This window comes from Azospirillum sp. 11R-A, assembly GCF_049472615.1.
In the GTDB taxonomy this organism is placed as follows: Bacteria; Pseudomonadota; Alphaproteobacteria; order Azospirillales; family Azospirillaceae; genus Azospirillum; species Azospirillum palustre.
In genome coordinates, this window is sequence record NZ_JBCEBL010000012.1 from 99,132 (window position 1) to 120,620 (window position 21,489).

22 protein-coding genes are annotated in these 21,489 nt (G+C 68.5%); 5 read left to right on the forward strand and 17 right to left on the reverse strand.

The annotated features are described in order from the left end of the window. Positions 1–2 precede the first annotated feature (2 nt). Positions 3–1,328: an NAD(P)/FAD-dependent oxidoreductase gene (locus tag VH569_RS17695; RefSeq protein WP_423316593.1), complete on the reverse strand. Its 1,326-nt coding sequence runs from the start codon at positions 1,326–1,328 to the stop codon at positions 3–5. Positions 1,329–1,575: 247 nt separating this feature from the next. On the opposite strand from VH569_RS17695, the gene VH569_RS17700 reads away from it, so the two are divergent. Next, complete coding sequence (locus VH569_RS17700) at positions 1,576–2,052, forward strand: Lrp/AsnC family transcriptional regulator (RefSeq protein ID WP_098734844.1); 477 nt, start codon at positions 1,576–1,578, stop codon at positions 2,050–2,052. A 75-nt stretch (positions 2,053–2,127) separates the two neighbouring features. On the opposite strand, the gene hpaE is transcribed toward VH569_RS17700, so the two are convergent. After that, on the reverse strand, positions 2,128–3,651 hold the full coding sequence (gene hpaE, locus VH569_RS17705) for a 5-carboxymethyl-2-hydroxymuconate semialdehyde dehydrogenase (RefSeq protein WP_423316596.1): 1,524 nt from the start codon (positions 3,649–3,651) through the stop codon (positions 2,128–2,130). Positions 3,652–3,949: 298 nt separating this feature from the next. Between hpaE and hpaR the strand changes: the two genes are divergently transcribed. Continuing rightward, positions 3,950–4,423 carry a homoprotocatechuate degradation operon regulator HpaR gene (gene hpaR / locus VH569_RS17710; protein WP_423316598.1) on the forward strand — a complete coding sequence of 158 codons (474 nt, stop codon included), beginning with the start codon at positions 3,950–3,952 and terminating at the stop codon, positions 4,421–4,423. A gap of 36 nt (positions 4,424–4,459) precedes the next feature. On the opposite strand, the gene VH569_RS17715 is transcribed toward hpaR, so the two are convergent. The 15 genes from VH569_RS17715 to VH569_RS17785 form a co-directional block, all read right to left on the reverse strand. Further along, positions 4,460–5,914, reverse strand: a complete 1,455-nt coding sequence (locus VH569_RS17715; protein WP_423316600.1) for an NAD-dependent succinate-semialdehyde dehydrogenase — start codon at positions 5,912–5,914, stop codon at positions 4,460–4,462. Between the two features lie 28 nt (positions 5,915–5,942). Then, positions 5,943–6,767: a 4-hydroxy-2-oxoheptanedioate aldolase gene (hpaI, locus tag VH569_RS17720; protein ID WP_423316602.1), complete on the reverse strand. Its 825-nt coding sequence runs from the start codon at positions 6,765–6,767 to the stop codon at positions 5,943–5,945. Positions 6,768–6,787: 20 nt separating this feature from the next. Continuing rightward, positions 6,788–7,591 carry a 2-oxo-hept-4-ene-1,7-dioate hydratase gene (hpaH, locus tag VH569_RS17725; protein ID WP_423316604.1) on the reverse strand — a complete coding sequence of 268 codons (804 nt, stop codon included), beginning with the start codon at positions 7,589–7,591 and terminating at the stop codon, positions 6,788–6,790. Between the two features lie 14 nt (positions 7,592–7,605). After that, on the reverse strand, positions 7,606–7,995 hold the full coding sequence (locus VH569_RS17730) for a 5-carboxymethyl-2-hydroxymuconate Delta-isomerase (RefSeq protein ID WP_423316606.1): 390 nt from the start codon (positions 7,993–7,995) through the stop codon (positions 7,606–7,608). A 17-nt stretch (positions 7,996–8,012) separates the two neighbouring features. Continuing rightward, positions 8,013–8,861, reverse strand: coding sequence for a 3,4-dihydroxyphenylacetate 2,3-dioxygenase (gene hpaD, locus VH569_RS17735; RefSeq protein WP_423316608.1), 849 nt, complete (start codon positions 8,859–8,861; stop codon positions 8,013–8,015). A gap of 59 nt (positions 8,862–8,920) precedes the next feature. Further along, positions 8,921–9,661, reverse strand: a complete 741-nt coding sequence (locus VH569_RS17740) for a fumarylacetoacetate hydrolase family protein (RefSeq protein WP_423316610.1) — start codon at positions 9,659–9,661, stop codon at positions 8,921–8,923. Further along, the gene (locus VH569_RS17745) at positions 9,658–10,326 is read right to left on the reverse strand and encodes a fumarylacetoacetate hydrolase family protein (protein WP_423316612.1); all 669 of its coding nucleotides are present in this window, start codon (positions 10,324–10,326) and stop codon (positions 9,658–9,660) included. Before VH569_RS17745 ends, VH569_RS17740 begins: the two co-directional genes overlap by 4 nt. Before the next feature lie 4 nt (positions 10,327–10,330). Continuing rightward, a complete protein-coding gene (locus tag VH569_RS17750) occupies positions 10,331–11,662 on the reverse strand; it encodes a TRAP transporter large permease (protein WP_423316614.1) in 1,332 nt (443 codons plus the stop codon). Further along, the gene (locus VH569_RS17755; protein WP_423316616.1) at positions 11,659–12,210 is read right to left on the reverse strand and encodes a TRAP transporter small permease; all 552 of its coding nucleotides are present in this window, start codon (positions 12,208–12,210) and stop codon (positions 11,659–11,661) included. Before VH569_RS17755 ends, VH569_RS17750 begins: the two co-directional genes overlap by 4 nt. 24 nt (positions 12,211–12,234) lie before the next feature. After that, the gene (locus tag VH569_RS17760) at positions 12,235–13,269 is read right to left on the reverse strand and encodes a TRAP transporter substrate-binding protein (protein ID WP_423316617.1); all 1,035 of its coding nucleotides are present in this window, start codon (positions 13,267–13,269) and stop codon (positions 12,235–12,237) included. A gap of 172 nt (positions 13,270–13,441) precedes the next feature. Continuing rightward, positions 13,442–14,428: a 2-dehydropantoate 2-reductase gene (locus VH569_RS17765; protein ID WP_423316618.1), complete on the reverse strand. Its 987-nt coding sequence runs from the start codon at positions 14,426–14,428 to the stop codon at positions 13,442–13,444. A 33-nt stretch (positions 14,429–14,461) separates the two neighbouring features. Next, entirely contained in the window at positions 14,462–15,547 is a 1,086-nt protein-coding gene (locus VH569_RS17770; protein ID WP_423316620.1) for an AraC family transcriptional regulator, read from the reverse strand. 82 nt (positions 15,548–15,629) lie between these two features. Next, positions 15,630–16,400, reverse strand: a complete 771-nt coding sequence (locus VH569_RS17775) for a class II aldolase/adducin family protein (protein ID WP_423316622.1) — start codon at positions 16,398–16,400, stop codon at positions 15,630–15,632. A gap of 58 nt (positions 16,401–16,458) precedes the next feature. After that, positions 16,459–17,499, reverse strand: coding sequence for a TRAP transporter substrate-binding protein (locus VH569_RS17780; protein WP_423316624.1), 1,041 nt, complete (start codon positions 17,497–17,499; stop codon positions 16,459–16,461). Positions 17,500–17,712: 213 nt separating this feature from the next. Beyond that, entirely contained in the window at positions 17,713–18,654 is a 942-nt protein-coding gene (locus VH569_RS17785; RefSeq protein WP_423316626.1) for a LysR family transcriptional regulator, read from the reverse strand. A gap of 103 nt (positions 18,655–18,757) precedes the next feature. On the opposite strand from VH569_RS17785, the gene VH569_RS17790 reads away from it, so the two are divergent. The 3 genes from VH569_RS17790 to VH569_RS17800 all read left to right on the forward strand — a co-directional run bounded on the left by VH569_RS17790 (position 18,758) and on the right by VH569_RS17800 (position 21,453). Next, positions 18,758–19,561: an NAD(P)H-dependent oxidoreductase gene (locus tag VH569_RS17790; RefSeq protein ID WP_423316628.1), complete on the forward strand. Its 804-nt coding sequence runs from the start codon at positions 18,758–18,760 to the stop codon at positions 19,559–19,561. Positions 19,562–19,830: 269 nt separating this feature from the next. Then, the gene (locus VH569_RS17795) at positions 19,831–21,099 is read left to right on the forward strand and encodes a PQQ-dependent sugar dehydrogenase (RefSeq protein ID WP_423316630.1); all 1,269 of its coding nucleotides are present in this window, start codon (positions 19,831–19,833) and stop codon (positions 21,097–21,099) included. A 30-nt stretch (positions 21,100–21,129) separates the two neighbouring features. Then, positions 21,130–21,453: a c-type cytochrome gene (locus VH569_RS17800; RefSeq protein WP_109050206.1), complete on the forward strand. Its 324-nt coding sequence runs from the start codon at positions 21,130–21,132 to the stop codon at positions 21,451–21,453. Positions 21,454–21,489: the final 36 nt, after the last annotated feature.

Below are 21,489 nucleotides of genomic sequence, written 5' to 3' on the forward strand. Positions count from 1 at the left end.
GGTCAGAAATCGGCGACCTTGCCGGCGGAAAAGCCGGCGAAGCGGTCGGGGTGATAGGGCTTGGGATCGACAATCGGCGGCTGATCGGTGATGAGGTCGGCGATCAGGTGCCCGGCGCCGGGGCCGATGCCGAAGCCATGGCCGCTGAAGCCGGCGGCGAGGATCAGGCCGGGCAGGCTGCCGACCTCGCCGATGGCCGGAACGCCGTCGGGCGTGCTGTCGATGTAGCCGGCCCAGGCGGCGGTGATCGGGGCGCCCTTCAGGCCGGGCAGCAGCGCCGTTGCCCGCTCATGGGTGAGGCGGATGGTGCCGCGGTCCGGGCTGGGATCCAGCACCCGCACCCGTTCCATCGGCGTCGGGCGGTCGAGCCGCCAGCGCCGCAGCGTCTCGTGGCCGGAGCGCATCCCCTCCGTCCCGCCGGGCATCAGGCTGCGCCAGCGCCGGGCGAACATCGGCATGAATTGCGGTGCGAAGCGGATCTGCTGGAGCGTCGGGTCGACGCGCCCGCGTCCGCTGATGGCCAGCGTGTGCCCGCCGTCGCCGCGCCGGGTGATCGACACGGCGGCGGTGTGCAGGGCGTCCGGCAGGCCGGATGGGCTGGGACCGACCGACAGGATCGACGAGCGGATCGAGGCCAGCGGGAACCGCACGCCCATCTGATGGCAGAAGGAGGACGCCCAGGCTCCGCCCGCCAGAACCGCCAGCGTCGTGCGGATCGTTCCCTTCTCGGTCACGACGCCGCAGACCCGTCCGCCGGCGGTTTCCAGCCCGCGCGCCGCGCAGCCCTGATGCACCGTGCCGCCCAGTTTCATGATCGCCTTTGCCACCGCCGGTGCCGCGCGGGCCGGATCGGCGATGCCGTCCGACGGCGAGAAGACGCCGCCCTTCCAGGGCTTTCCGGTCGCCCGGCCGCGCTCGGCGGCCTCGGCGGCCGACAGCATGTGGGTGGTGACGCCGACCGTCCGGGCGAAATCGCGCCAGCGCGCCCAGCCCGCCAGTTCCCCGTCGTCATTGCTGAGATAGAGCAGGCCGCAGCGGGAAAAGCCGGTGTCCTCGCCGCTTTCCGCGGCGAAACGCTCCCACAGATCCAGGCTTTTGGTCGCCATCGGCAGTTCGCGCGCGTCGCGGTTCTGCTGCCGGCACCAGCCCCAGTTGCGGCTGGACTGTTCCGCTCCGACCTGTCCCTTTTCCACCAGCGCCACCGACAGCCCGCGCCGGGCCAGGAAATAGGCCGCCCAGACACCGACGATGCCGCCGCCGATCACGACGGCATCCGCCCGTTCGGGCAGGCTCGGGGAGGACGGGATGGTTTGCAAGGGGGCGGGCATGGCGCGGGTCTCCGATTTCGGCGTGACACCATCTAGCCATGGCGCGCGGATCGGCGGGCGCTGCTTTGGGCGACTGAACGGCATTATCTTCTGTCGATGAAGGAATGCCCGACGCTTTGTTCTGCCGGAAGAAAGCCACTCGGCCGTCGACAGGCGGGCTGCGCGTGTTAAGCTGCCCCGGCATGCCCGGCAGAATTATCTGCTGCCGTTATTCCGCTCTCCCGCCCTCGAACCGGATGGGTTCCCCATGAAGCTGGACCGCATCGACATCAAGATTCTGCATCAGCTCCAGAAGAACGGCCGGATCACCAACGTCGAGTTGGCCGAACTGGTGAATCTGTCGCCCAGCCCCTGCCTGATGCGGGTCAAGAAACTCCAGGCGGAAGGCTACATCGAAGGCTACACGGCCCAGATCAATGTCAGCAAACTGGGCCAGACCCTGACCGTCTTCACCGAGGTGACGCTAAAGAACCACCGGCAGGTCGATTTCGCCCGCTTCCTGGCCGCCGTCAAGAAGATCGAACAGCTGCTGGAATGCCATCTGGTGTCCGGCGGCTACGACTACATGCTGAAGTTCGTCACCTCCGGCATCGGTGAATATCAGGAGATCATGGAAAAACTGACCGACATGGACATCGGCATCGACAAATACTTCAGCTATGTCGTGCTGAAGTCGCCGATCGTGCGCGCCCACATGCCGCTGACGACGCTGTTCCAGATGTGATACCGCGCGGGGGGCGGTGCGACGGAGGGATCGTCCGCCGCATCGCCCCGGCTTTCAACGCGCGAACGCGGTGACTCAGGCGCCGAGCTTCGGCACCGTGTGCGTGTCGAGCGCCACGCAGATGTTCTTCGTCTCCATGTAGAAATCGAAGCTGTAGTCGCCGCCGTCACGGCCGATGCCGCTGGCCTTCATGCCGCCGAAGGGGGTGGGGAGGTGGCGGTTGTTCTCCGAATTGATCCACACCATGCCGGCATCGAGCTTCAGCGCCACGCGGTTGGCCCGGCTGACGTCGCGGGTCCAGACATAGCCGGCCAGCCCATAGGCGACGTCGTTGGCCACCGCGACCGCCTCCGCCTCGTCCTGGAAGGGAATCGCGGTCAGGACGGGCCCGAAGATTTCCTCCTGGGCGATGCGCATGCGGTTGTGCGCGCCGGTGAACAGCGTCGGACGGACATAGTTGCCGCCGCTGCCGGGCTCTCCGGCGCGGACGCCGCCGACCTTGACCGTCGCGCCGTCCTCCCGCGCGATGGCGCAATAGCCCAGAACCTTGTTCAGATGGCGCTCGTGCACCAGCGGGCCGACCTCGGTGGCGGGATCCAGCGGGTGGCCGACGCGGATGCGGGCGACGCGCTCCGCCAGCCGCTCGACGAAGGCGTCATGGATGCCGCTCTGTACCAGCAGGCGCGAGGACGAGGTGCAGCGCTGGCCGTTCAGGCTGTAGATCATGAACACCACGGCGTCCAGCGCCCGGTCCAGATCGGCGTCGTCGAACACGACGACCGGGTTCTTGCCGCCCAGCTCGAAATGGACGCGCTTCAGCGTCGGGGCGCCCTGGGCCATGATGTGGCTGCCGGTGGTCGATTCACCGACGAAGGCCACCGCCTTGATCGCCGGATGCTCGGTCAGCAGCTTGCCGGCCTCCTCGCCCAGACCGTTGACCAGATTGGCGACGCCGGCCGGCACGCCGGCGTCGGCCATGATCTCGGCCAGCAGCATGGCGGTCAGCGGGCTCCACTCCGCCGGCTTGTGGACCACCGTGCAGCCGGCGGCCAGCGCCGGGGCGATCTTCCAGGTCGACAGCATGAAGGGCGTGTTCCAGGGCGTGATGACCGCCACCGGTCCCAGCGCCTGCCGGACGGTGAAGTTCAGATGGTCCCTGGCCGGCAGCGACAGGCCGTTGGCGGCGTCCGGCGCCCGGTCGGCGAAGAAGCGGAAATTCTCCGCCGCGCGTTCGGCGGCCTTGCTCATGAAACGGATCGGCTGGCCGCTGTCCAGGCTTTCCAGCACGGCGATCTCCTCCGCCCGCGCCAGGATGCCGTCGGCGACGCGGTGCAGGATGCGCTTGCGCTCGGTGCCCGGCAGGGCGGCCCAGGCGGGGAAGGCGCGCTGCGCCGCGGTCGCGGCGGCATCGACGTCGGCGGCGTTGCCGGCATGGACCCGGTTGATGATCCCGCCGTCGATGGGGGACAGATTGTCGAACAGCCGCTCCGACTGGCCGGGCACCTCCCGCCCGTCGATGAAATGGCCGAGCGGACGATCCCGGAACCGGGTCAGGAGCCGTTCCGCGGTTGCGAGATTCGTTTCGAAAGCGGATGCCATGGCGTTTCACTCCAGGTTTTGGTTGGCGCTTGTTGGGCGGAGCTGTGATTGGCAGAGCTGTGGTGGGCCGGGATATGGCGGGCCGGGCTGCCGCGGGCTGTGCGCCCGGCAGGGAACTTGATTTGTTAATATTTAACATGTTATATAAATCGCGCTGCGGTGCTGTCAAGCGCTTTCCCTGCGCAGGGCCGCCGCGCTATGCTGCGGGAAACCTCCAGACATGCGTCGACTCTTTCCAGATGAGGCCGGAGCCTTGGGCAGACCTTCCAGAAAAGCCGCGGCGGCAGAACCGATAGAGGTGGCCGGGCAGTCCGCTGGCGAGATGCGGGCCTTCCGCCGGTCGCTGCCGATGGCGCTGCTGAAGGCGCGCGAAGCGGTGATGGCGCGCTTCCGTCCGCTGCTGCACGAACATGACCTGACCGAACAGCAGTGGCGGGTGCTGCGCGCCCTGACCACGGCGGACGAGTTCCGTGCCGGCGAACTGGCGCGGGTCAGCAGCATCAGCATGCCCAGCCTGTCGCGCATCCTGCGCACGCTGGAAAAGCGCGCGCTGATCCAGCGCGGGATCGAGGACAAGGATTTGCGGGCGGCCCAGATCTCGATCACGCCGTTCGGCCGCGACATGATCGCGCTGATCGCCCCCCACAGCGAACGGCGCTACGCCGAGATCACCGCGGCCTTCGGCGCCGACCGGCTGGCGACGCTGTACGGGCTGCTCGACGAACTCGCCGATTGCCTGGGCGGTGCGGACGGCGACGGCGACGAGGAATAGGGGGCGGGGGCCGTCGGCCCCCTCATGCGCGCTTCCCTAGAGTCCCCCCATGCACAGGTATTTGATCTCCACGTAATCCTCGATGCCGTAGCGGGAGCCTTCGCGGCCGAAGCCGGATTGCTTCACCCCGCCGAACGGCGCCACCGCGGTGGAGATCAGGCCGGTGTTGATGCCGACCATCCCGTATTCCAGCGCTTCGCCGACGCGCCAGACGCGGGCGTGGTCGCGGGTGAACAGATAGGCGGCGAGGCCGTAGTCGCTGTCGTTGGCCAGACGCACGGCCTCGGCTTCGTCGGTGAAGCGGATCAGGGGAGCGACCGGGCCGAAGATCTCCTCCACCGCCACCCGCATCGACGCGGTGACGCCGGTCAGCACCGTCGGTTCGAACCATGTGCCACCCAGTGCATGGCGCCGGCCGCCCACCGCCACGCTGGCGCCGGACCGGGTGGCGTCGGCCACCAGCTCCTCCACCTTCGCCAGGGCGGCGGCGTCGATCAGCGGCCCCTGCTGCACGCCGTTCTCAAGCCCGTTGCCGACCGTCATCGCCGCCACCGCCTCCGACAGCCGGGCGGCGAGGCGGTCGTAGATGCCGTCCTGCACCAGGAAGCGGTTGGAACAGACGCAGGTCTGGCCGGCATTCCGGTATTTGGAGGCCAGGGCGCCGGCAACCGCAGCATCGAGATCGGCGTCGTCGAAGACGATGAAGGGGGCGTTGCCGCCGAGTTCCATCGATAGCCGCTTGACCGTGCCGGCGCATTGCCCGATCAGCAGCCGGCCCACCTCGGTGGAGCCGGTGAAGGTCAGCTTGCGCACCGCCGGGCTGGCGGTCAGCACCGCGCCGATCTGCCGGGCCGACCCGGTCACCACCGAAAAGACGCCGGGCGGGATGCCGGCGCGCTCGGCCAGTGCCGCCAGCGCCAGCGCCGACAGCGGCGTCTGTTCGGCCGGCTTGACGATCATCGTGCAGCCGGCCGCCAGCGCCGGTGCCGCCTTGCGGGTGATCATCGCCGCCGGGAAATTCCACGGCGTGATGGCGGCGCAGACGCCCACCGGCTCCTTCACCACGACGATGCGGCGGTCGGGCAGGGGCGACGGGATGACGTCGCCATAGAGGCGCTTCGCCTCCTCCGCGAACCATTCGACGTAGGAGGCGGCGTAATCGATCTCGCCGCGCGCCTCGGCCAGCGGCTTGCCCTGCTCCAGCGTCATCAGCAGGGCCAGATCCTCGCGGTTCTCCAGGATCAGCTCGAACCAGCGGCGCAGCAGGGCGGCGCGTCGTCCGGCGGTTTCCGCCCGCCAGCCGGGGAAGGCGGCTTCGGCGGCGGCGATGGCGCGTGCGGTCTCTTCGGCGCCGCAGCGGGGGACATGGGCGATGGTGGCGCCGGTCGCCGGGTCGGTGACGGGGCTGCGTCCGCCGTCGTCGGCGTCGATCCAGGCGCCGGCCACGAAGCAGCGCTCGCGCAGCAGGGTGCTGTCGGTCAAGTCGATCATCGAGGGTATCCTGCGGGGCTGGGAGCGGTCAGTAGCCGCCGGGCGCCGGAGCGGCTGTCGTCGGCGAGGTCGTCGGAGAGGCAGACGGCTGGCGGAAGCGGGCGGCCAGGTCGGCGGCGGCGCGGGCGAACAGGGTGGTGTCCACCCCGACCCCGACGAACAGGGCGCCGGCCGCCAGATAGGCGCGGGCCAGCGTCTCGTCGGTCGCCAGCACGCCGGCGGCCTTGCCCGCCTTGCGGGTCCGGGCGATGCCGTCCTCGATGGCCGCGCGCACGGTCGGATGTGCGGGCTGGCCGCGCAGGCCGAGCGACGCCGACAGGTCGGCCGGGCCGAAGAAGACGCCGTCCACCCCGTCCACCGTGGCGATGGCGTCGAGATTGTCCAGGCCGCGGGCGGATTCCACCTGCACCAGCAGGCAGATCTCGCCGTCGGCCTCGTCCAGATAGCCGCCGATACGGTTCCAGCGCGAGGCGCGGGCGAGCGCGCTGCCCACCCCGCGGATGCCGCCGGGCGGGTAGCGGGTGGCGGCGACCAGCGCCGCCGCCTGTTCCGCCGTCTCCACCATCGGCACCAGCAAGGTCTGGGCGCCGAGGTCGAGCATCTGCTTGATGATTGCCGCGTCGCCGACCACCGGGCGGACGATGGGATGGCTGGGATAGGCAGCGATGGCCTGGAGCTGGGCCAGGATGCCGCGCAGGTCGTTCGGGGCATGCTCGCCGTCGATCAGCAGCCAGTCGAAACCGGCCCCGGCCGCGATCTCCGCGCAGTAGGCGTCGGCCAGCCCGAGCCACAGGCCGAACTGCGGTTGCCCCGCCGCCAGCGCCCGCTTGAAGGTGTTTTCCGGGTTCTTCATCGATGCACTCCTTGGGATCTTTACACGAAGCGCAGCGCGATGGAGCCGAAGGGGCCGTAATCGGCATGGACCGTGTCGCCGGACTTGACCGGCACCGGGCGGGTGAAGGACCCGGCGAGCACGACCTGCCCCGGTTCCAGCGCCACGCCATGCGGCGCGAAGCGGCGGGCCAGCCAGCAGATGCCGTTGGCCGGATGGTTCAGCACGCCGGCCGCCACGCCGGTTTCCTCGATCGCGCCGTTGCGGTAGAGCAGGGCGGCGGCCCAGCGCAGGTCGGTGTCCAGCGGCCGCATCGGCCGGCCGCCCATGACGATGCCGGCATTCGCCGCATTGTCGGAGATGGTGTCCATCACCTTGCGCGGGCGCTTGCTGTCGGGATCGATGCGGTGGCAGCGGGCATCGATGATCTCCAGCGCCGGAATGACATAGTCGGTGGCCGACAGCACGTCAAAGACGGTGACGTTCGGCCCCTCCAGCCGCGATTTCAGGATGAAGGCCAGCTCGACCTCCACCATCGGGGCGATGAAGCGGTCGATGGCGATGTCGCCGCCGTCGGGGAACAGCATGTCGTCGAGCAGGGTGCCGTAATCCGGCTCGTCGATCTGCGAGGATTGCTGCATCGCCCGGCTGGTCAGGCCGATCTTGTGGCCGATGACCTTGCGCCCCCCGGCGATCTTCGCCTCCACCCAGCAGCGCTGGATGGCATAGGCGTCCTCGATGGTGATGTCGGGGTGGTCGAGGGAGATCTGGCGGGTCTGGACGCGGGTGTTCTCCGCCTCGTGCAGGCGCGCGGCGGCGGCCCGGACGGCGTCACGACTGAGCATGGGAAAGCCTCGTCTCAAGCGGCCTTGTAGCGGCCGTGGATGTTGTTGTGCTTCCAGGTGCCGGCTTCGCTGAATTCCTGGATTTCCAGCGACAGGGCGAGGAAGCGGCTGGCGAAGAGCGCGGCGAAATGGTCCCTGACCATGGCGAACAGCGCGTCGCCGGTCTTCGTTTTCTGCTCGGCGCTGCGGCCGGCGCCGATCTTCAGCGTCAGGTGGACGAAGGCGTCGTCGGCGGTGCCGTCCGCCACGCAGAAATCCTCCAGCCGGATGGCGCGGGAGCGGATGCCGCCGGTGGGAAAGACGCCGCCCTGGGCGATCAGCACGGCGTTGGCCTTGCGCAGCAGCGCCGGGATGTCGGCCTCGGCGCCGAGGTTGCCGGTGTATTCGACGGTCAGATGCGGCATAGCCGGTCCCTCCCGCCTCAGACCGAGAAGACGGCGTTGATCTGGCCGGTGCCGGAGGAGGCGAAATAGGGCGTGACGATGTCGACGCTGCCCTCGTAGCGGTCCCAGCCCAGCGCGCCGAACAGCATGGCGGTGTCGTGCATGTAGCCCTCGCCCCAGCATTTCTCGGCATACATCGGCAGCATGGCGGTGAAGGTCGCCCACTCGCCGCGCTGCCACAGCTCGACCACGCGCAGGTCGACCTGCTCCAGGAAGGGGTCCCACATCTTGTGCAGGTACTGCTCCGACACGCCGTTCTGGGCGAAGCGGTGGGACAGCGAGCCGCTGGCGAGGATGGCGACGGTGCCGTCATACTCCTCCTCGATGGCGCGGCGGACGGCGCGGCCCAGCGTGGCGCTGTCCTTCAGGTCGTGGACGGTGCAGAGCGAGGAGACCGACACCACATTGAAGCGACGGTCCTCGTTCATGTAGCGCATCGGCACCAGCGTGCCGTATTCCAGCGTCAGCGAGGTTTCCGAATGCGCCCGGGTGTTCACCCCGGCCGCCGTCGCCTTGCCGGCGAGCAGGTGGCCGAGCGCCGGGTTGCCGTCATAGGCGTAGGGCAGGTTCTTGATGAAGTGCGGCAGCTCGTTGCTGGTGTAGACGCCCTCGAAATGGGCGGCGCAGTTGACGTGGTAGCCGGAATTGACCAGCCAGTGGGTGTCGAACACCACGATGGTGTCGACGCCGAGGTCGCGGCAACGCCGGCCGATCTCCCGGTGGCCGGCGATGGCGGCGTCGCGGCACCCCTTGTGCGGGCCGTCCAGCTCCGACAGGTACATGGACGGGACGTGGGTGATCTTGGCGGCGAGTGCGAGTTTGCCCATGCTTTCCTCCGGAATGCGGCCGGTTCGGCCCGGCTTGGTGATGGAAGTCTGAAAGACCGTCAACCGGCGACGATGTGGTTGACGAGGCTGCCGATGCCGTCGATCTCGGTGGTGACGATGTCGCCCGGCACCACGTCCGCCAGCCCTTCCGGGGTTCCGGTCAGGATGACATCGCCCGGCGACAGGGTCATGATCGACGACAGGTACGCGATCAGGTGCGGCACGTCGAAGATCATGTCGCGCGTGCTGCCCTCCTGCGTCACTTGGCCGTTGACCAGCGTGCGCAGCGAAATGTTCATCGGATCGGGCACGTCCGCCGCGTCCACCAGCCAGGGGCCGAGCGGCGTGCAGCCGTCGCGGTTCTTCACCCGCAGGTTCGGGCGGTAGTAGTTTTCCAGATAGTCGCGGATGGCATAGTCGTTGGCGACGCTGTAGCCGGCCACCACCTCGTAGGCGCGGTCGCGCGGCACGTCGCGGGCGGTGCGGCCGATCACCACCGCCAGTTCGCATTCGTAATGCATGAAGGTGGCGTCGGCCGGGCGCCGGGTGCTGGCGCGATGGCCGGCGATGGTGTTCGGCCCCTTCAGGAAGACCAGCGGCGTTTCCGGCGCCTTGAAGGCCAGCTCCTTCGCGTGGTCGGCATAGTTGAGGCCGAGCGCGAAGACGGTGCGCGGCTCCACCGGCGGCAGCCAATCGACCGCCTCGGGGGCAACCAGGCGCCCGTCGGACAGCCGCAGCCGTCCCTCTTCCTCGACGGCCGCATGGACCGTGCCGTCCAGCAGGATGCGGGCGCGCTTCATGGCGTTTCTCCTTCCGCCGCGGCGTCTTCGATGACGATGTCCAGGGGTGCGAAGCCGTCGATCTCCAGCCGGACGCGGTCGCCGGCCCCGGCCTGCGGCCCGCCTAGCGCGATGCCGAGATGCAGGATGTCGCCGGCCCGCAAGCTCATGAAGCCGGTCACCTCGGCCAGCAGCCGGGCCGGCGGGCGGACCAGATCGGACAGGCTGCGCTCCGCCACCACGGCGCCGTTGACCAGCGTGCGCAGGGTCAGCGTCTCCAGCCCCGTCACCGCCGCGTAGGGCAGCGTTTCGCCCATCGGGCAGGAGCCGTCGAAGCAGCGTTCGCGCACCGGCGGCCGGTAGACCGACGGGTTGGGCAGGCTGACGTCCAGGATCGGGCGCAGCCCGGCGACCGCGTCCATCGCCGTGGCCTCGTCCAGGGCGGTGGCGTCGCGGCCGATGACGAGGCCCAGCGTCGCCGCCACCTCCACCCGCTCCGCCCCGCGCGGCAGCCGCACCGCGGCGCCGTTGCCGGCATGGGTGTTGTAGGGTTTGATGTAGAGGATCGGCGTCTTCGGCGGTGCACCGTAGGGCGGCTGCGACAGGGCCGGGCCGAGGCGGTCCAGGGTGGGACGGTCGTTGAGGATCACGCCGTAGACCATCCCCTGAGGGGAGGTGGTTTGCATGGTGTCAGCCTCCGAAGGCATGGACGAGCCACAGGCAGATGCCCGGCACGAAGACGATCAGCAGGATGCGCAGCAGGTCGGATGCCAGGAAGGGCATGACGCCCCAGGCGGTTTCGCGCATCGGCACGCCGCGCGCCAGCCGGTTGATGACGTAGAGGTTCATGCCGACCGGCGGATGGACGAGGCCGATCTCCACCACCATCAGGGCCAGGATGCCGAACCAGACCGACTTGTCGGTGGCGTCCATGCCGAAGAAGTCGAGGCCCATCACCACCGGGTAGAAGATCGGGATGGTCAGCAGGATCATCGCCAGCGAATCCATCACGCATCCCAGCAGGATGTAGATGCCGATGATGCTGAACAGGACCAGCAGCGGCGGCATGCCGCTGTCGCGCACCCAGGCGGCCAGCTCCACCGGCATCTGCGACACCGCCAGCGCGGAGTTCAGCAGGTCGGCGCCGATCAGCACGACGAAGATCATGGCGGTCGCCTGGGCGGTTCCGTGGATGCTGGCGACCAGCTGCGGCCAGCGCATGCCGCCGGAGGCGAAGGCGATCAGGCCGCAGGCGGCTGCGCCGATGGAGGCGGCCTCCGTCGGGTTGGCCCAGCCGTCATAGATGCCGACGATCACCACCAGGAAGACCAGCAGCACCGGCAGCACGCCGAGCTGGGCGCGCAGCCGCTCCGACCAGGGAAGCGGGGCGCTGGCCGGGCCGGCGGCCGGGTTGCGCCGCACGATCAGCGCGATCACCGCGAGATAGCCCAGCGCGGCGATGACACCGGGAACCACCGCGGCGACGAACAGCTTGCCGATGGATTCCTGCGTCAGCACCGCATAGACGACCAGCGGCACCGAGGGCGGGATCAGGATGCCCAGCGTCCCGCTGGCCGCCAGCGTTCCGGTCGCCAGCCGCCCGGAATAGCCGCGCGCCTGCAATTCGGGCAGCGCCACCTGACCCATGGTGGCCGCGGTCGCCAGCGACGATCCGCAGATGGCGCCGAAGGCGGCGCAGGCGGCGGTGGAGGCCATCGCCAGACCGCCGCGCCAATGGCCGATCAGGGCACCGGCGGCGCGGAACAGCGCCTTCGACAGCCCGCCATGGGTGGCGAACTGGCCCATCAGCAGGAACAGCGGGATGACCGACAGGTCGTAGTTCGACAGCCGGGCGAAGGCGAGGTTGTTGAGGGTGAACAGCAGGGCGGCGGTCTGGCCGTCGTTGATGGTCAGGTAGATGGCCCCACCGGCGATGAACATCGCCACGCCGATGTGGACGCGCAGCGCCAGCATGCCCATCAGCCCGGCGAAGCCGGCAAGTCCGATTGCGGTCCCGCTCATCGTGCCACCTCCGCCGTGCCGGCCGTCTGTCGTTCGTTGGATGTCAGGTCGCGCCAGCCGCGGGTCAGCGCGCACAGCGCCGTCAGGACGAGGCTGGGAAGCATGGCGAGCATCGGCATCCAGACCGGCAGGCCCAGGAGCGGCGTCACCTCGCCCGCCTCGCGGATGTCGATCACCTGGAGGCCGGTGCGCCAGACCAGCAGCAGGGCCAGCGCGCCGAGCAGCAGGTCGGCCACCGCGTCGAGCAGCCGGCGCATCCAGGCCGGGGCGGTTTCGGTGAAGAAATCGACGCGCAGATTCTCGCCCAGGATGGTGCAGAGCGGCAGGAAGGCGCAGGCGGCCACGGCGGTGCCGACCTGCATCAGCTCCACGTCGCCGGTGATCGGCAGGTTGGCCAGTTTGCGCCCGAAGATGGACAGCAGCGACATGCCGATCAACGCCATGAAGATGCCGCCGCCGGCCAGGGCGAAGCCTTTCGCCGCGAGCAGCAGGGCGCGCTCGCCCGCGCTCCTTGGCCGGAAGTCCGGGCTTCCGATGGGTTCATGCATGATGGAGGGTCTCCGCGAGGGGGATCAGCGGGCGGCGAGTGCGCGGGCGTCGGTCGCCAGGGCGGCGCCGTCGATGCCGCGCTTGGCGATGTCCTGGCGCCATTCGGCTTCGACCGGCGCCGCGGCGGCGCGCATCGCCTCGTAATCCGCGGGATCCTGGTTCTGGATGGTGCCGCCGTCCCTGGCGACCAGGGTGCGGGTGTCGGCGGTTACACGGTCCCAGACCTGCCCGAAGCTCTCGACCAGCGCCGGGCCGCTGTTGCGGTCGATCACCGCCTTCAGGTCGGCCGGCAGCGACTGGTAGCGCTCCTTGTTCATCAGCAGCGTCAGGACCGTGGTGGAGTAGTAGGGCTGGCCGGCCGGCGGCTGGGTGTGGAACTTCGTCACTTCCTGCAGCTTGGTCGGCGTCACCACCTCCCAGGCACCCATGGCGCCGTCGACGATCCCCTTGGAGATCGCTTCGGTCACCTGTGCCGGCGGCATGTTGACGGGGGTGGCGCCCAGCGCGGTCAGCAGCTTGGAGACCATGCGGGTGGAGGCGCGCAGTTTCTGCCCCTTCAGGCTGTCCACCGCGGCGATGGGCTTGCCGGCGGTGTGGAAGGCGACGCCGCCATCGACATGGACCGCCAGCACCTTGTAGGCGGCGAACTCCTCCACCGCGTGGCGCTGGTAGAAGTCCCAGGCCGCCCGGCTGCCCGACAGGCCGTCGCGCACGACGAAGGGCAGCTCCATCGTCTCGATGACCGGGAAGCGGCCGGCCGAATAGCCGGGGGCGGTCCAGACGATGTCGGCGACGCCGTTCTTCGCCAGATCGACCAGCTGTGCCGGCGTGCCGCCGAGCTGCATCGCCGGATAGAACTGGCAGGTGATGCGTCCGCCCGACTGCTCGCCCAGGGCCTTGCACCAGGGCTCCATCACCTGCTTCTGCGCCGGCGCGCCCGGCGGCAGGAAATGCGTGATCTTCAGCGAGACGCCGTCCGCGGCGGCGGCAGGGTTGGAGACGGCAAGCGGCAGCAGCGTGGCCAGGGCGAGTGCCGCCGGCCGGATCGTTTTCAGCATGGGGTTTCCTCCACCGATGCGCGGGGGGACTGGGCGGACCGAAGGGTCCGCCCGTCCTCTTGTCGGCGCGTTGTTCATTGATGGTGTGTGATGCTGTTAACGAGTTAAACATTAACATGTTAAACAGTCAAGCGCGTTGTGCGTGGCTTGGCGTGGCCGCCGTCTTGGAAAGTCAGTCCATTGCGGGATGAAGCCCGCGGGTGCCCGCCATCAGCCGCGTCAGGCCGAGAAGGGCGTCGAGGTTGGGGGTCGCCTGTCCCAGCCGCCCGGCGATCTCCTTCACCGCCCCCAGCAGCGCATCGATCTCCAGCGGCTTGCCGGCTTCGGCATCCTGGAGCATCGACGTCTTGAAGGCGCCGAGCCGGCGGGTCACCGCGTTGCGGTCCTCGCCGCTCTGCTCGATGGGGCAACCGATGAGGCGGCCCAGTTCGGCGGCCTCCGCCATCACCGACAGGCAGAAGCCGCTGACCAGCGGATCGTCGAGAATCCGGTCGCAGGTGGCGCCGGTCAGTGCCGACACCGGATTCATCGTCATGTTGCCCCACAGCTTGTACCAGATGTCGGTCTGGATCCGCGGGGAGGACAGGATCTCGAACCCCGCCGCGGTCAGGCAATCCGCCAGCCTGCCGAGGCGGGGCGACAGGCTGCCGTCCGGTTCGCCGACGATCAGCCGGTTGCCGAAGCCATGGCGCACCAGACCCGGCTCGGCAACCGAGCAGGTGGCATGGACGACGCAGCCGACGACCGCCTCATCCGGGATGGCGGCGGCGATCCGCCGGCCGGGATCGACGCTGTCGAGCGGCATCCCGGCGAGCGGCCCGCCGAAGCGGTGGAAGAACCACCAGGGCACGCCGTTCATCGCCGGCAGAACCATGGTCTCCGTCCCGATCAAGGGCGTCAGCGACGGGGCGAGACCGGGCAGCGACTGCCCCTTCACGGCGATGACGACGAGTTCCTGCGGCCCCAGCGCCGTCAGATCGTCGGCCACCCGCACGGACGCCGCGACCTGTCCGTCCGCGGCGGCGAGCCTCCAGGGACCGGCGCGGAGCGCATCGGCGGTGGCGCCGCGCGCCAGGACCGACACGTCGCAGCCGGCCTGGGCCAGACGGATGCCGATGAGGCCGCCGATGGCGCCGGCCCCAATGATGCAGGTCTTCATCGACGTCTTGTCTCCGCGGTTTGGAGGGGATGATCAGCGCCGCCGCAGCGTTTCCGATGGCGTCTCGCCATAGCGGCGGCGGTAGTCGCCGGCGAAGCGTCCGAAATTGCCGAAGCCCCAGCGCAGGGCGATATCCGCCACGCTTCCGGTTCCCCGGCCTCCGGTCCCGGTTCCTTGCAGCAGATCGTCCCGCGCGGCGGCCATGCGGATGTCCCGCAACTGCTGCATGGGGGACTGGTCGCGGAAATTGCGGAAGCCGGCGGTCAGGGTCCGGATGCTGACGCCGGCCGCCTCCGCGATCTCCGCCAGGGTCAGCGGCTCCCCGGCGTTGGCGCGCATGAACTCCTCGGCCGCCCGGACATGGCGCGGGGCGGGGGCGGCGGGGGTGCCCGCCATCTGCTCCGTCCCGCTATGCTCATGCCCGGTCAGCAGCATCAGCATCGCGGTCTCCTCCAACTGTCTCCGGAGAAGGTCTGGCACGACCGGAGCCGGGCCCGGGGACGAGTCATGTCCGGCGGAGGGGGCGGTGCAGGACAGCACCATCCGCACCACCGACTGCCAGCGGGCATGCATGGCGGTTTCCGGCCGGATACAGGGTGCGAACTCCAGCGGCCGGGCCGGGGCCTTGCCGGTCAGCCGCTCATACAGCCCGTCCAGCGCCGCGATCCCGAGGCGGAGATGCAGCCGCTCGCTGTCGGCGCTGAAGCGCTTCCTCACCGGCGACCTCGCGGAATCGACGACCATCAATCCCGGCCCGCCGCTGAAGCTCTGCCCCTGCGTGTCGATCTCGGACCAGCCGCTGACCTGCGTCGTCACCAGGATGAAGCGGCCGGTCGGCACCTGCGACAGTTCCACCCCGGTGTTGAAGCGCAGCAGGGCCATGCTCCCCGACCAGCCGACCCGCAGCCGCATGCGGAAATCGCGCGGCGGCCCGATCACCCGCATCCGGTGCGGGGTGTAGTTGCGGAACAGACGCTCCGACGCGCAGTCGGGGTCGCTGGTGACCCAGTCCCCCGTCCGGTCGCCGGCCTGGGAGGCCAGGGCCCGTTCCGCCTCCAGCCCCAGCAGCCGGGCTTCCGTGGCCGACCGGCTCGTTTCGTCCAGATCGCATCCGTTCATTGTTCGCGAGCCCCTTTGTGGAGTACGCGAACAATAAAGCGGTTAACATGTTAATTAGTCAAGGACCTTGAACTTTGCTCCGTCAAGACCGATAGGTCGGGTCGATGCGGTCGATGATGCGGGTGAGCGCTGCGAAGGCGTCTTCGCCGGCCCCGTATTTCGGATTGAAATTCAGGCTGTCGGCAACGCATTTCTCCAGCACCGCCACCGGGATCTGCCGTGCCCGGCCCATCGAATGGGTGGCCAGCTGGATCTCGCAGGCGCGGTTGACCAGCCACATCAGCGAGAAGGCCTGGGCCAGCGTGGATCCCACCACCACCGGGCCATGGTTGCGCAGGAGCAGGACCGGCTTGTCGCCGGCGCTGGCCAGGATGCGCCGTCCTTCGTCGAGATGGACGGTGATCCCCTCGAAATCATGGTAGGCGATCTTGCCGTAGAGCTGGGCGGCATAGAAGTTGGTGAAGGCCAGCCCGTCCTCCAGGCAGCAGACCGCCTGCGTCTGGGTGGTGTGGACATGCATCACGCAATGGGCGTCCGGCAGGGTCGCATGGATGGCGCCGTGGAAGGTGAAGCCGGCCGGATTGATCGGCCAGTCCGAATGGCCGACGATGTTGCCCTCCACATCGACCTTCACGAGGTTGGAGGCGCGGACCTCCGAATAATGCAGGCCGAACGGGTTGATGAGGAAGTGGCCGGGCTCATCCGGAACCCGAAGCGAGATGTGGTTGTAGATCAGCTCCGACCAGCCGAGATGGTCGAAGATGCGGTAGGCCGCGGCCAGCTTCACGCGGGCCTGCCATTCGGCCGGGCTGAAACGGGCGGGCTGTTCGAAATAGCGGGGGGCTGTGCTCATGTCCGGTCTCGCTGTTCCTGATTGTTAGGCTGAAATCGGCAGGGCCGTCAGTGGGATATCAGTTTGGCCGCGGGGCCAGCTGACGGGCCGCGGCGGCGAGGGGGGCGGCATCGATGCCCTTGGCCGACGCCTGGGCGATCCATTCGGCGGTGACCGGCTCCAGCTTCTTCAACACCTCGTCATAGGCGCTGCCCGACAGCACGGTGACCGCCTGCCCCTGTGCCTTCACCCTGTCGCGCGTCGCGGTGATGGTGGCGTCCCAGGCCCGCCCGAAACGCTCGACAAGGACCATACCGCTGTTCTTCTCAAGGATCGCCTTGAGGTCCGCGGGCATGGCGTCGAAGCTCTTCCTGTTCATCAGCAGGGCCAGGACGGTGGCGCCCAGGACGGGTTCGTCGGGCGAGGTTTCCAGATGGAAGCGGGTGACCTCGTCCAGCTTGGTCGGGCCGATGACCTCCCAGACCGCTGACGCACCGTCCACCACGCCCTTGGAGATCGCCTCGGTCATCTGGGCGGGCGGCATGGCGACGGGGGTGGCGCCAAGTTCCGTCAGGGTGCGGGCGATGGTGCGGTTCGGCGCGCGCAGCTTCAACCCGGCGAAATCGGCCGCCTTGGCGACCTGCTTGTTCGCGGTGTGGATGGTCATGCCGCCGTCGCCATGCAGGGCGAGCAGCTTGTAGGCGGCGTATTCGTCCTGGAGATGCGCCTGGTAGAAGGTCCAGATCGCCCGCCCGCCGGCGAGGCCGCCGACCGGCAGCATGCCCGGAAGCTCCAGCACCTCGGTCTTGGGGAAGCGGCCGGTGGAATAGCCGGGGGCCGTCCACACGATGTCGGCCACGCCGTTGCGCGCCAGATCGACCAGCTGGGCCGCCGTGCCGCCCAGTTGCAGCGCGGGATAGAACTGGCAGCGGATGCGGCCGCCGGATTCCCGGCCGAGATCGTCGCACCACGGCTCCAGAACCTGCCTTTGCACCTGCGCCACGCCGGGCAGGAAATGCGCGATCTTCAGCGTCACGGTTTCGGCCGCATGGGTGCCGGCCGACGCCATCAGTCCTGTTGCAAGTACGATTGCCGACGTGAGCGTGCGCAGACTGCTCATCCCTAGACCTCCCGTTGACTTGGCTTTTCTGTCCGCCGGCGGTGTTCGCGACGGTGTTCGCCAAGGGTAGGCGGGGCTGGCGTCCTGCTCTATCCGCGCCGGGCAGGCGCTGTCCGGAACGGGCGGAAATTCTGCGATGGAACCTTGCGCGGCTGGCCCATGCTGCGGCGCCATTTTCGCTTTGGATTTCCGCTTTGGACGGCGCAAGGCGCTCTATTGCGGTTCCAGGCGGCTCCCGCCGCGGGCGGTGCCCGGTTCGATCCCGGGGATCTGCGTGATCCGCTCGGCAAGAAAATCGACCAGCAGCCGGACGCGCGCGATGCCCGCACGTTCCGGCACGATCAGCATGCTGAGCGGCACCGGGGGCGGCGCATAATCCGGCAGCACCCGCGCAAGCCGTCCGGCCGCGAGAAGGTCCTCGACAAGCCAGAGATGGGTGGGAGCGATGCCACGTCCGGCCGCGAGCGCCTCGCGCACGGCGAGCCCGTGATCCGTCTGAAACCGTCCGCCGAAGGGCAGTGCGTGGCGCTCCCCCCGCCCTTCGAGAACGAGAAGGGCGCTCCCGGCGATGTTCGACATCCGGATGCCTTCGTGCGTGCCCAGATCCCGCGGATGCATCGGGACCCCGCTCCCCGCGAGATACTGTGGCGCCGCCACCAGCAGGCGCCTCGATTGGCCCAACGGCTTCAGCTTCAATGAGCTGTCGGTGAGCGGTCCGAGACGAAGCGCAATGTCGACGCCGTCGCGGACGAGATCGATGCGCTCGTCGCTGAGGCTGAGATCGACTGCGATGTCCGGGTACAGATCCTGGAACGCGAAGACCAGACGGCTGACATGCAGGACACCGAGCGCGGCCGTACAGGAGATGCGGATCGTGCCGGCCGGCGCGCCGCGGGTGCTGCGCGCCTCCTCGCTCGCCAGATCCACCAGCCGCAGGATCTGCACGCACTGTGCGTGGAACCGGCTGCCCTCGTCCGTCACCGTCACCCGCCGCGTCGTCCGGCTCAGCAGCGGCACGCCCACGGCCGTCTCGAGTTCCCGCAGATGGCGCGTCACCGTCGACTGGCCGATGCCCAGTTCGCGGGCGACCGCCGACAGGCTTCCCCGTTCGGCCACGCGGACGAAGGTGCGCATACGTTCGAGCGTGACGTCCAATTTATCCGTTTTCCGGCATAATCATATCCAGTCCCACCATATACCGGATCGCCACTCCCCATGATACCTGCTCACCGGTTGCATCACACAGCCGGAGCCGGTCATGAAAATCCTCCTTGTCTTCGCCCACCCCGAACCGCGCTCGCTCAGCGCGTCGCTGCGCGACGTCGCCATCCAGGACCTGGAAGCACAGGGCCATGAGGTGCAGCTGTCCAACCTGTACGATATGGGTTGGAAATCGGAGATTGATCGGGACGACTTCCCGACGCTTCCGGCCGGGGACCGGTTGAAGGTGCCCGGCTCGTCGCGCGGCGCCTTCGATGCCGCGGCGCTGACCGCGGATGTCAGGACCGAGATCGGGAAGCTGCGCTGGGCGGACACGCTGATCCTTCAGTTTCCGCTCTGGTGGTTCTCGATGCCGGCGATCCTCAAGGGCTGGGTCGACCGGGTCTATGCCAACGGCTTCGCCTATGGCGTCGGCGAGCACAGCGACCGCCGCTGGGGCGACCGTTACGGCGAAGGGGCCCTGGCCGGCAAGCGCGCCATGCTGATCGTAACCGCGGGCGGTTGGGAGGACCATTATTCGCCGCGTGGGATCAACGGGCCGATGGACGACCTGCTGTTCCCGATCAACCACGGCATCCTCCACTATCCGGGCTACGAGGTGCTTCCGCCGTTCGTGGTCTACCGTGCCGACCGGCTGGACGAGGCCGGCTTCGAGCAGGTCGCGGAGCGGCTGCGCGGGCGGATGCGGACGCTCGCGACGACGACGCCACTCCCCTTCCGGCGTCAGAACGGCGGCGATTATCTGATCCCGGCCATGCAGCTCCGGCCGGGCCTCGAGGCTCCGGGCGTTGCCGGATTCACTCTCCATCTTACGCACGGCGATCCGGGCAAGATCGATTGAGGCAAGGGCGCAAGGCTGCCACGGGCGGCGCGGGTTTCGCGATACCCCGAATTTCTCGGGCCTACCTCCACGAGGGTGTGGTTTGTCCGGCACGCCCGCAACTACGCTGGAGAAGCACCGATGCCGGCGCCCGCCTGCGGCCGGATTGCCCCGGATCCGAACCCGTTCCTCGTCCATCCGGCCGATGGCGCCTTGTTCCAGTCGACGCCCCAAGAACACGGGCCCAGAACCCGTGCGACGACCAAAAGAACGATGCAATGGGAGGAATCATGAAGACCGGTCTGAACACCGCGCTTTTTCTGGCGGTTGCATGCCTGACGATGCCCGCCGGAGCCCAGGACTATCCGCAGCCGCCCGGCAACCTCGAGAAGTTGCAACAATTCAAGACCACCGGCGACGTGGCCGAAATCCCGGTCGTTCCGCAATCCGGTCCGAAGGCGGCGGCGATCACCAAGACCCTGTCGCGGATCAAGCTGCCGCAGGGCTTCAAGATCGCGCTCTATGCCATCGTGCCCGACGCCCGTCACATGGCCGTCGGGCCGCAGGGCGTGGCTGTCTTCGTCGGGACACGCAAGACCAAGGTCTACGCGGTCACCGATCGGGACAAGGACCGCGTCGCCGACGAAGTGAAGGTCTTCGCGCCGACGATCAATTTCTCGGTGCCGAACGGGGTTTGCTTCTCGAAAGACGGATTCCTGTTCGTCGTGGAGCAGAACCGGGTGCTCACCTTTCCCGCCGCCGAGTTCTTCTATGAGGGCGCCGACGTCGCCGCCTTCCAGGTGGCCAAGGGCGGCGAACTCATTCCGAAGGAGGAGGAAAGCTACAACCACACCGCCCGCGTGTGCCGGGTGGGTCCGGACGACAAGCTCTACATCGCGCTCGGGCAGCCCTTCAACGTGCCGGCATCCGACAAGCTCGACCTCTACAGGAAATGGGGGATCGGCGGCATCGTCCGCATGGACCGCGACGGGAAGAACCGCGAAGTCTATGCCTGGGGGGTGCGCAATTCCGTCGGCATGGACTTCAACCCCAAGGACAAGGCGCTCTGGTTCACGGACAACCAGGTGGACGGCATGGGCGACGATGTCCCGCCGGGCGAGTTGAACCGGGCGGAAAAGCCGGGCCTGAACTTCGGCTTCCCTTATTATGGGGGCGGCAAGATCCGCACCGTCGAATACAAGGATCAGCAGGCGCCGGCAGACGCGGTGTCGCCGCAGGTCGAATACGACGCGCATGCGGCCGATCTCGGCATGACTTTCTACAGCGGCAGCCAGTTCCCGGCGAAGTACCGCGGCGGCATCTTCGCCGCCGAACACGGGTCGTGGAACCGCACCAAGCCCATCGGGGCGCGGATCATGTTCACCTCGCTGAAGCCGGACGGCACCGCGGACAAGACCGAGGTCTTCGCCGAAGGCTGGCTCACCTCGGACGGCGAATATCTCGGGCGGCCGGTCGACGTGGCGGTGCTGGCCGACGGCTCGCTGCTGGTGTCGGACGATTTCGCAGGAGCCGTCTACCGGATCTCCTATGGGCAATGAGGGGTGATGCGGTCGGCTGGGAGGATGAGGATGCGATACCGGTGGAGCGTGCCGATCCTGCTGGGACTGGCCGTCTATGCGGCCGGCGCCCATGCCGGAGATCCGGGGGCGGGAAGAAAGAAGGCCATCCAGTGCCAGACCTGCCACGGGCTGGACGGGCTCTCCAGGATTCCGGAAGCGCCCAATCTGGCCGGGCAACCGGAAATCTACCTCCGCAAAGCGCTCACCGATTACAAGACGGGTGCCCGCAGGAACGAGATGATGTCGGTGGTCGCCCCGTCGCTGAGCGAGGCGGACATCGACGATCTCGCATCCTATTTCAGCTCCATCCGGATCGAGGTGACGCCGCCGTAGCGCCGCAGGACCGGTGCGGGACCTGACAAAACCTTT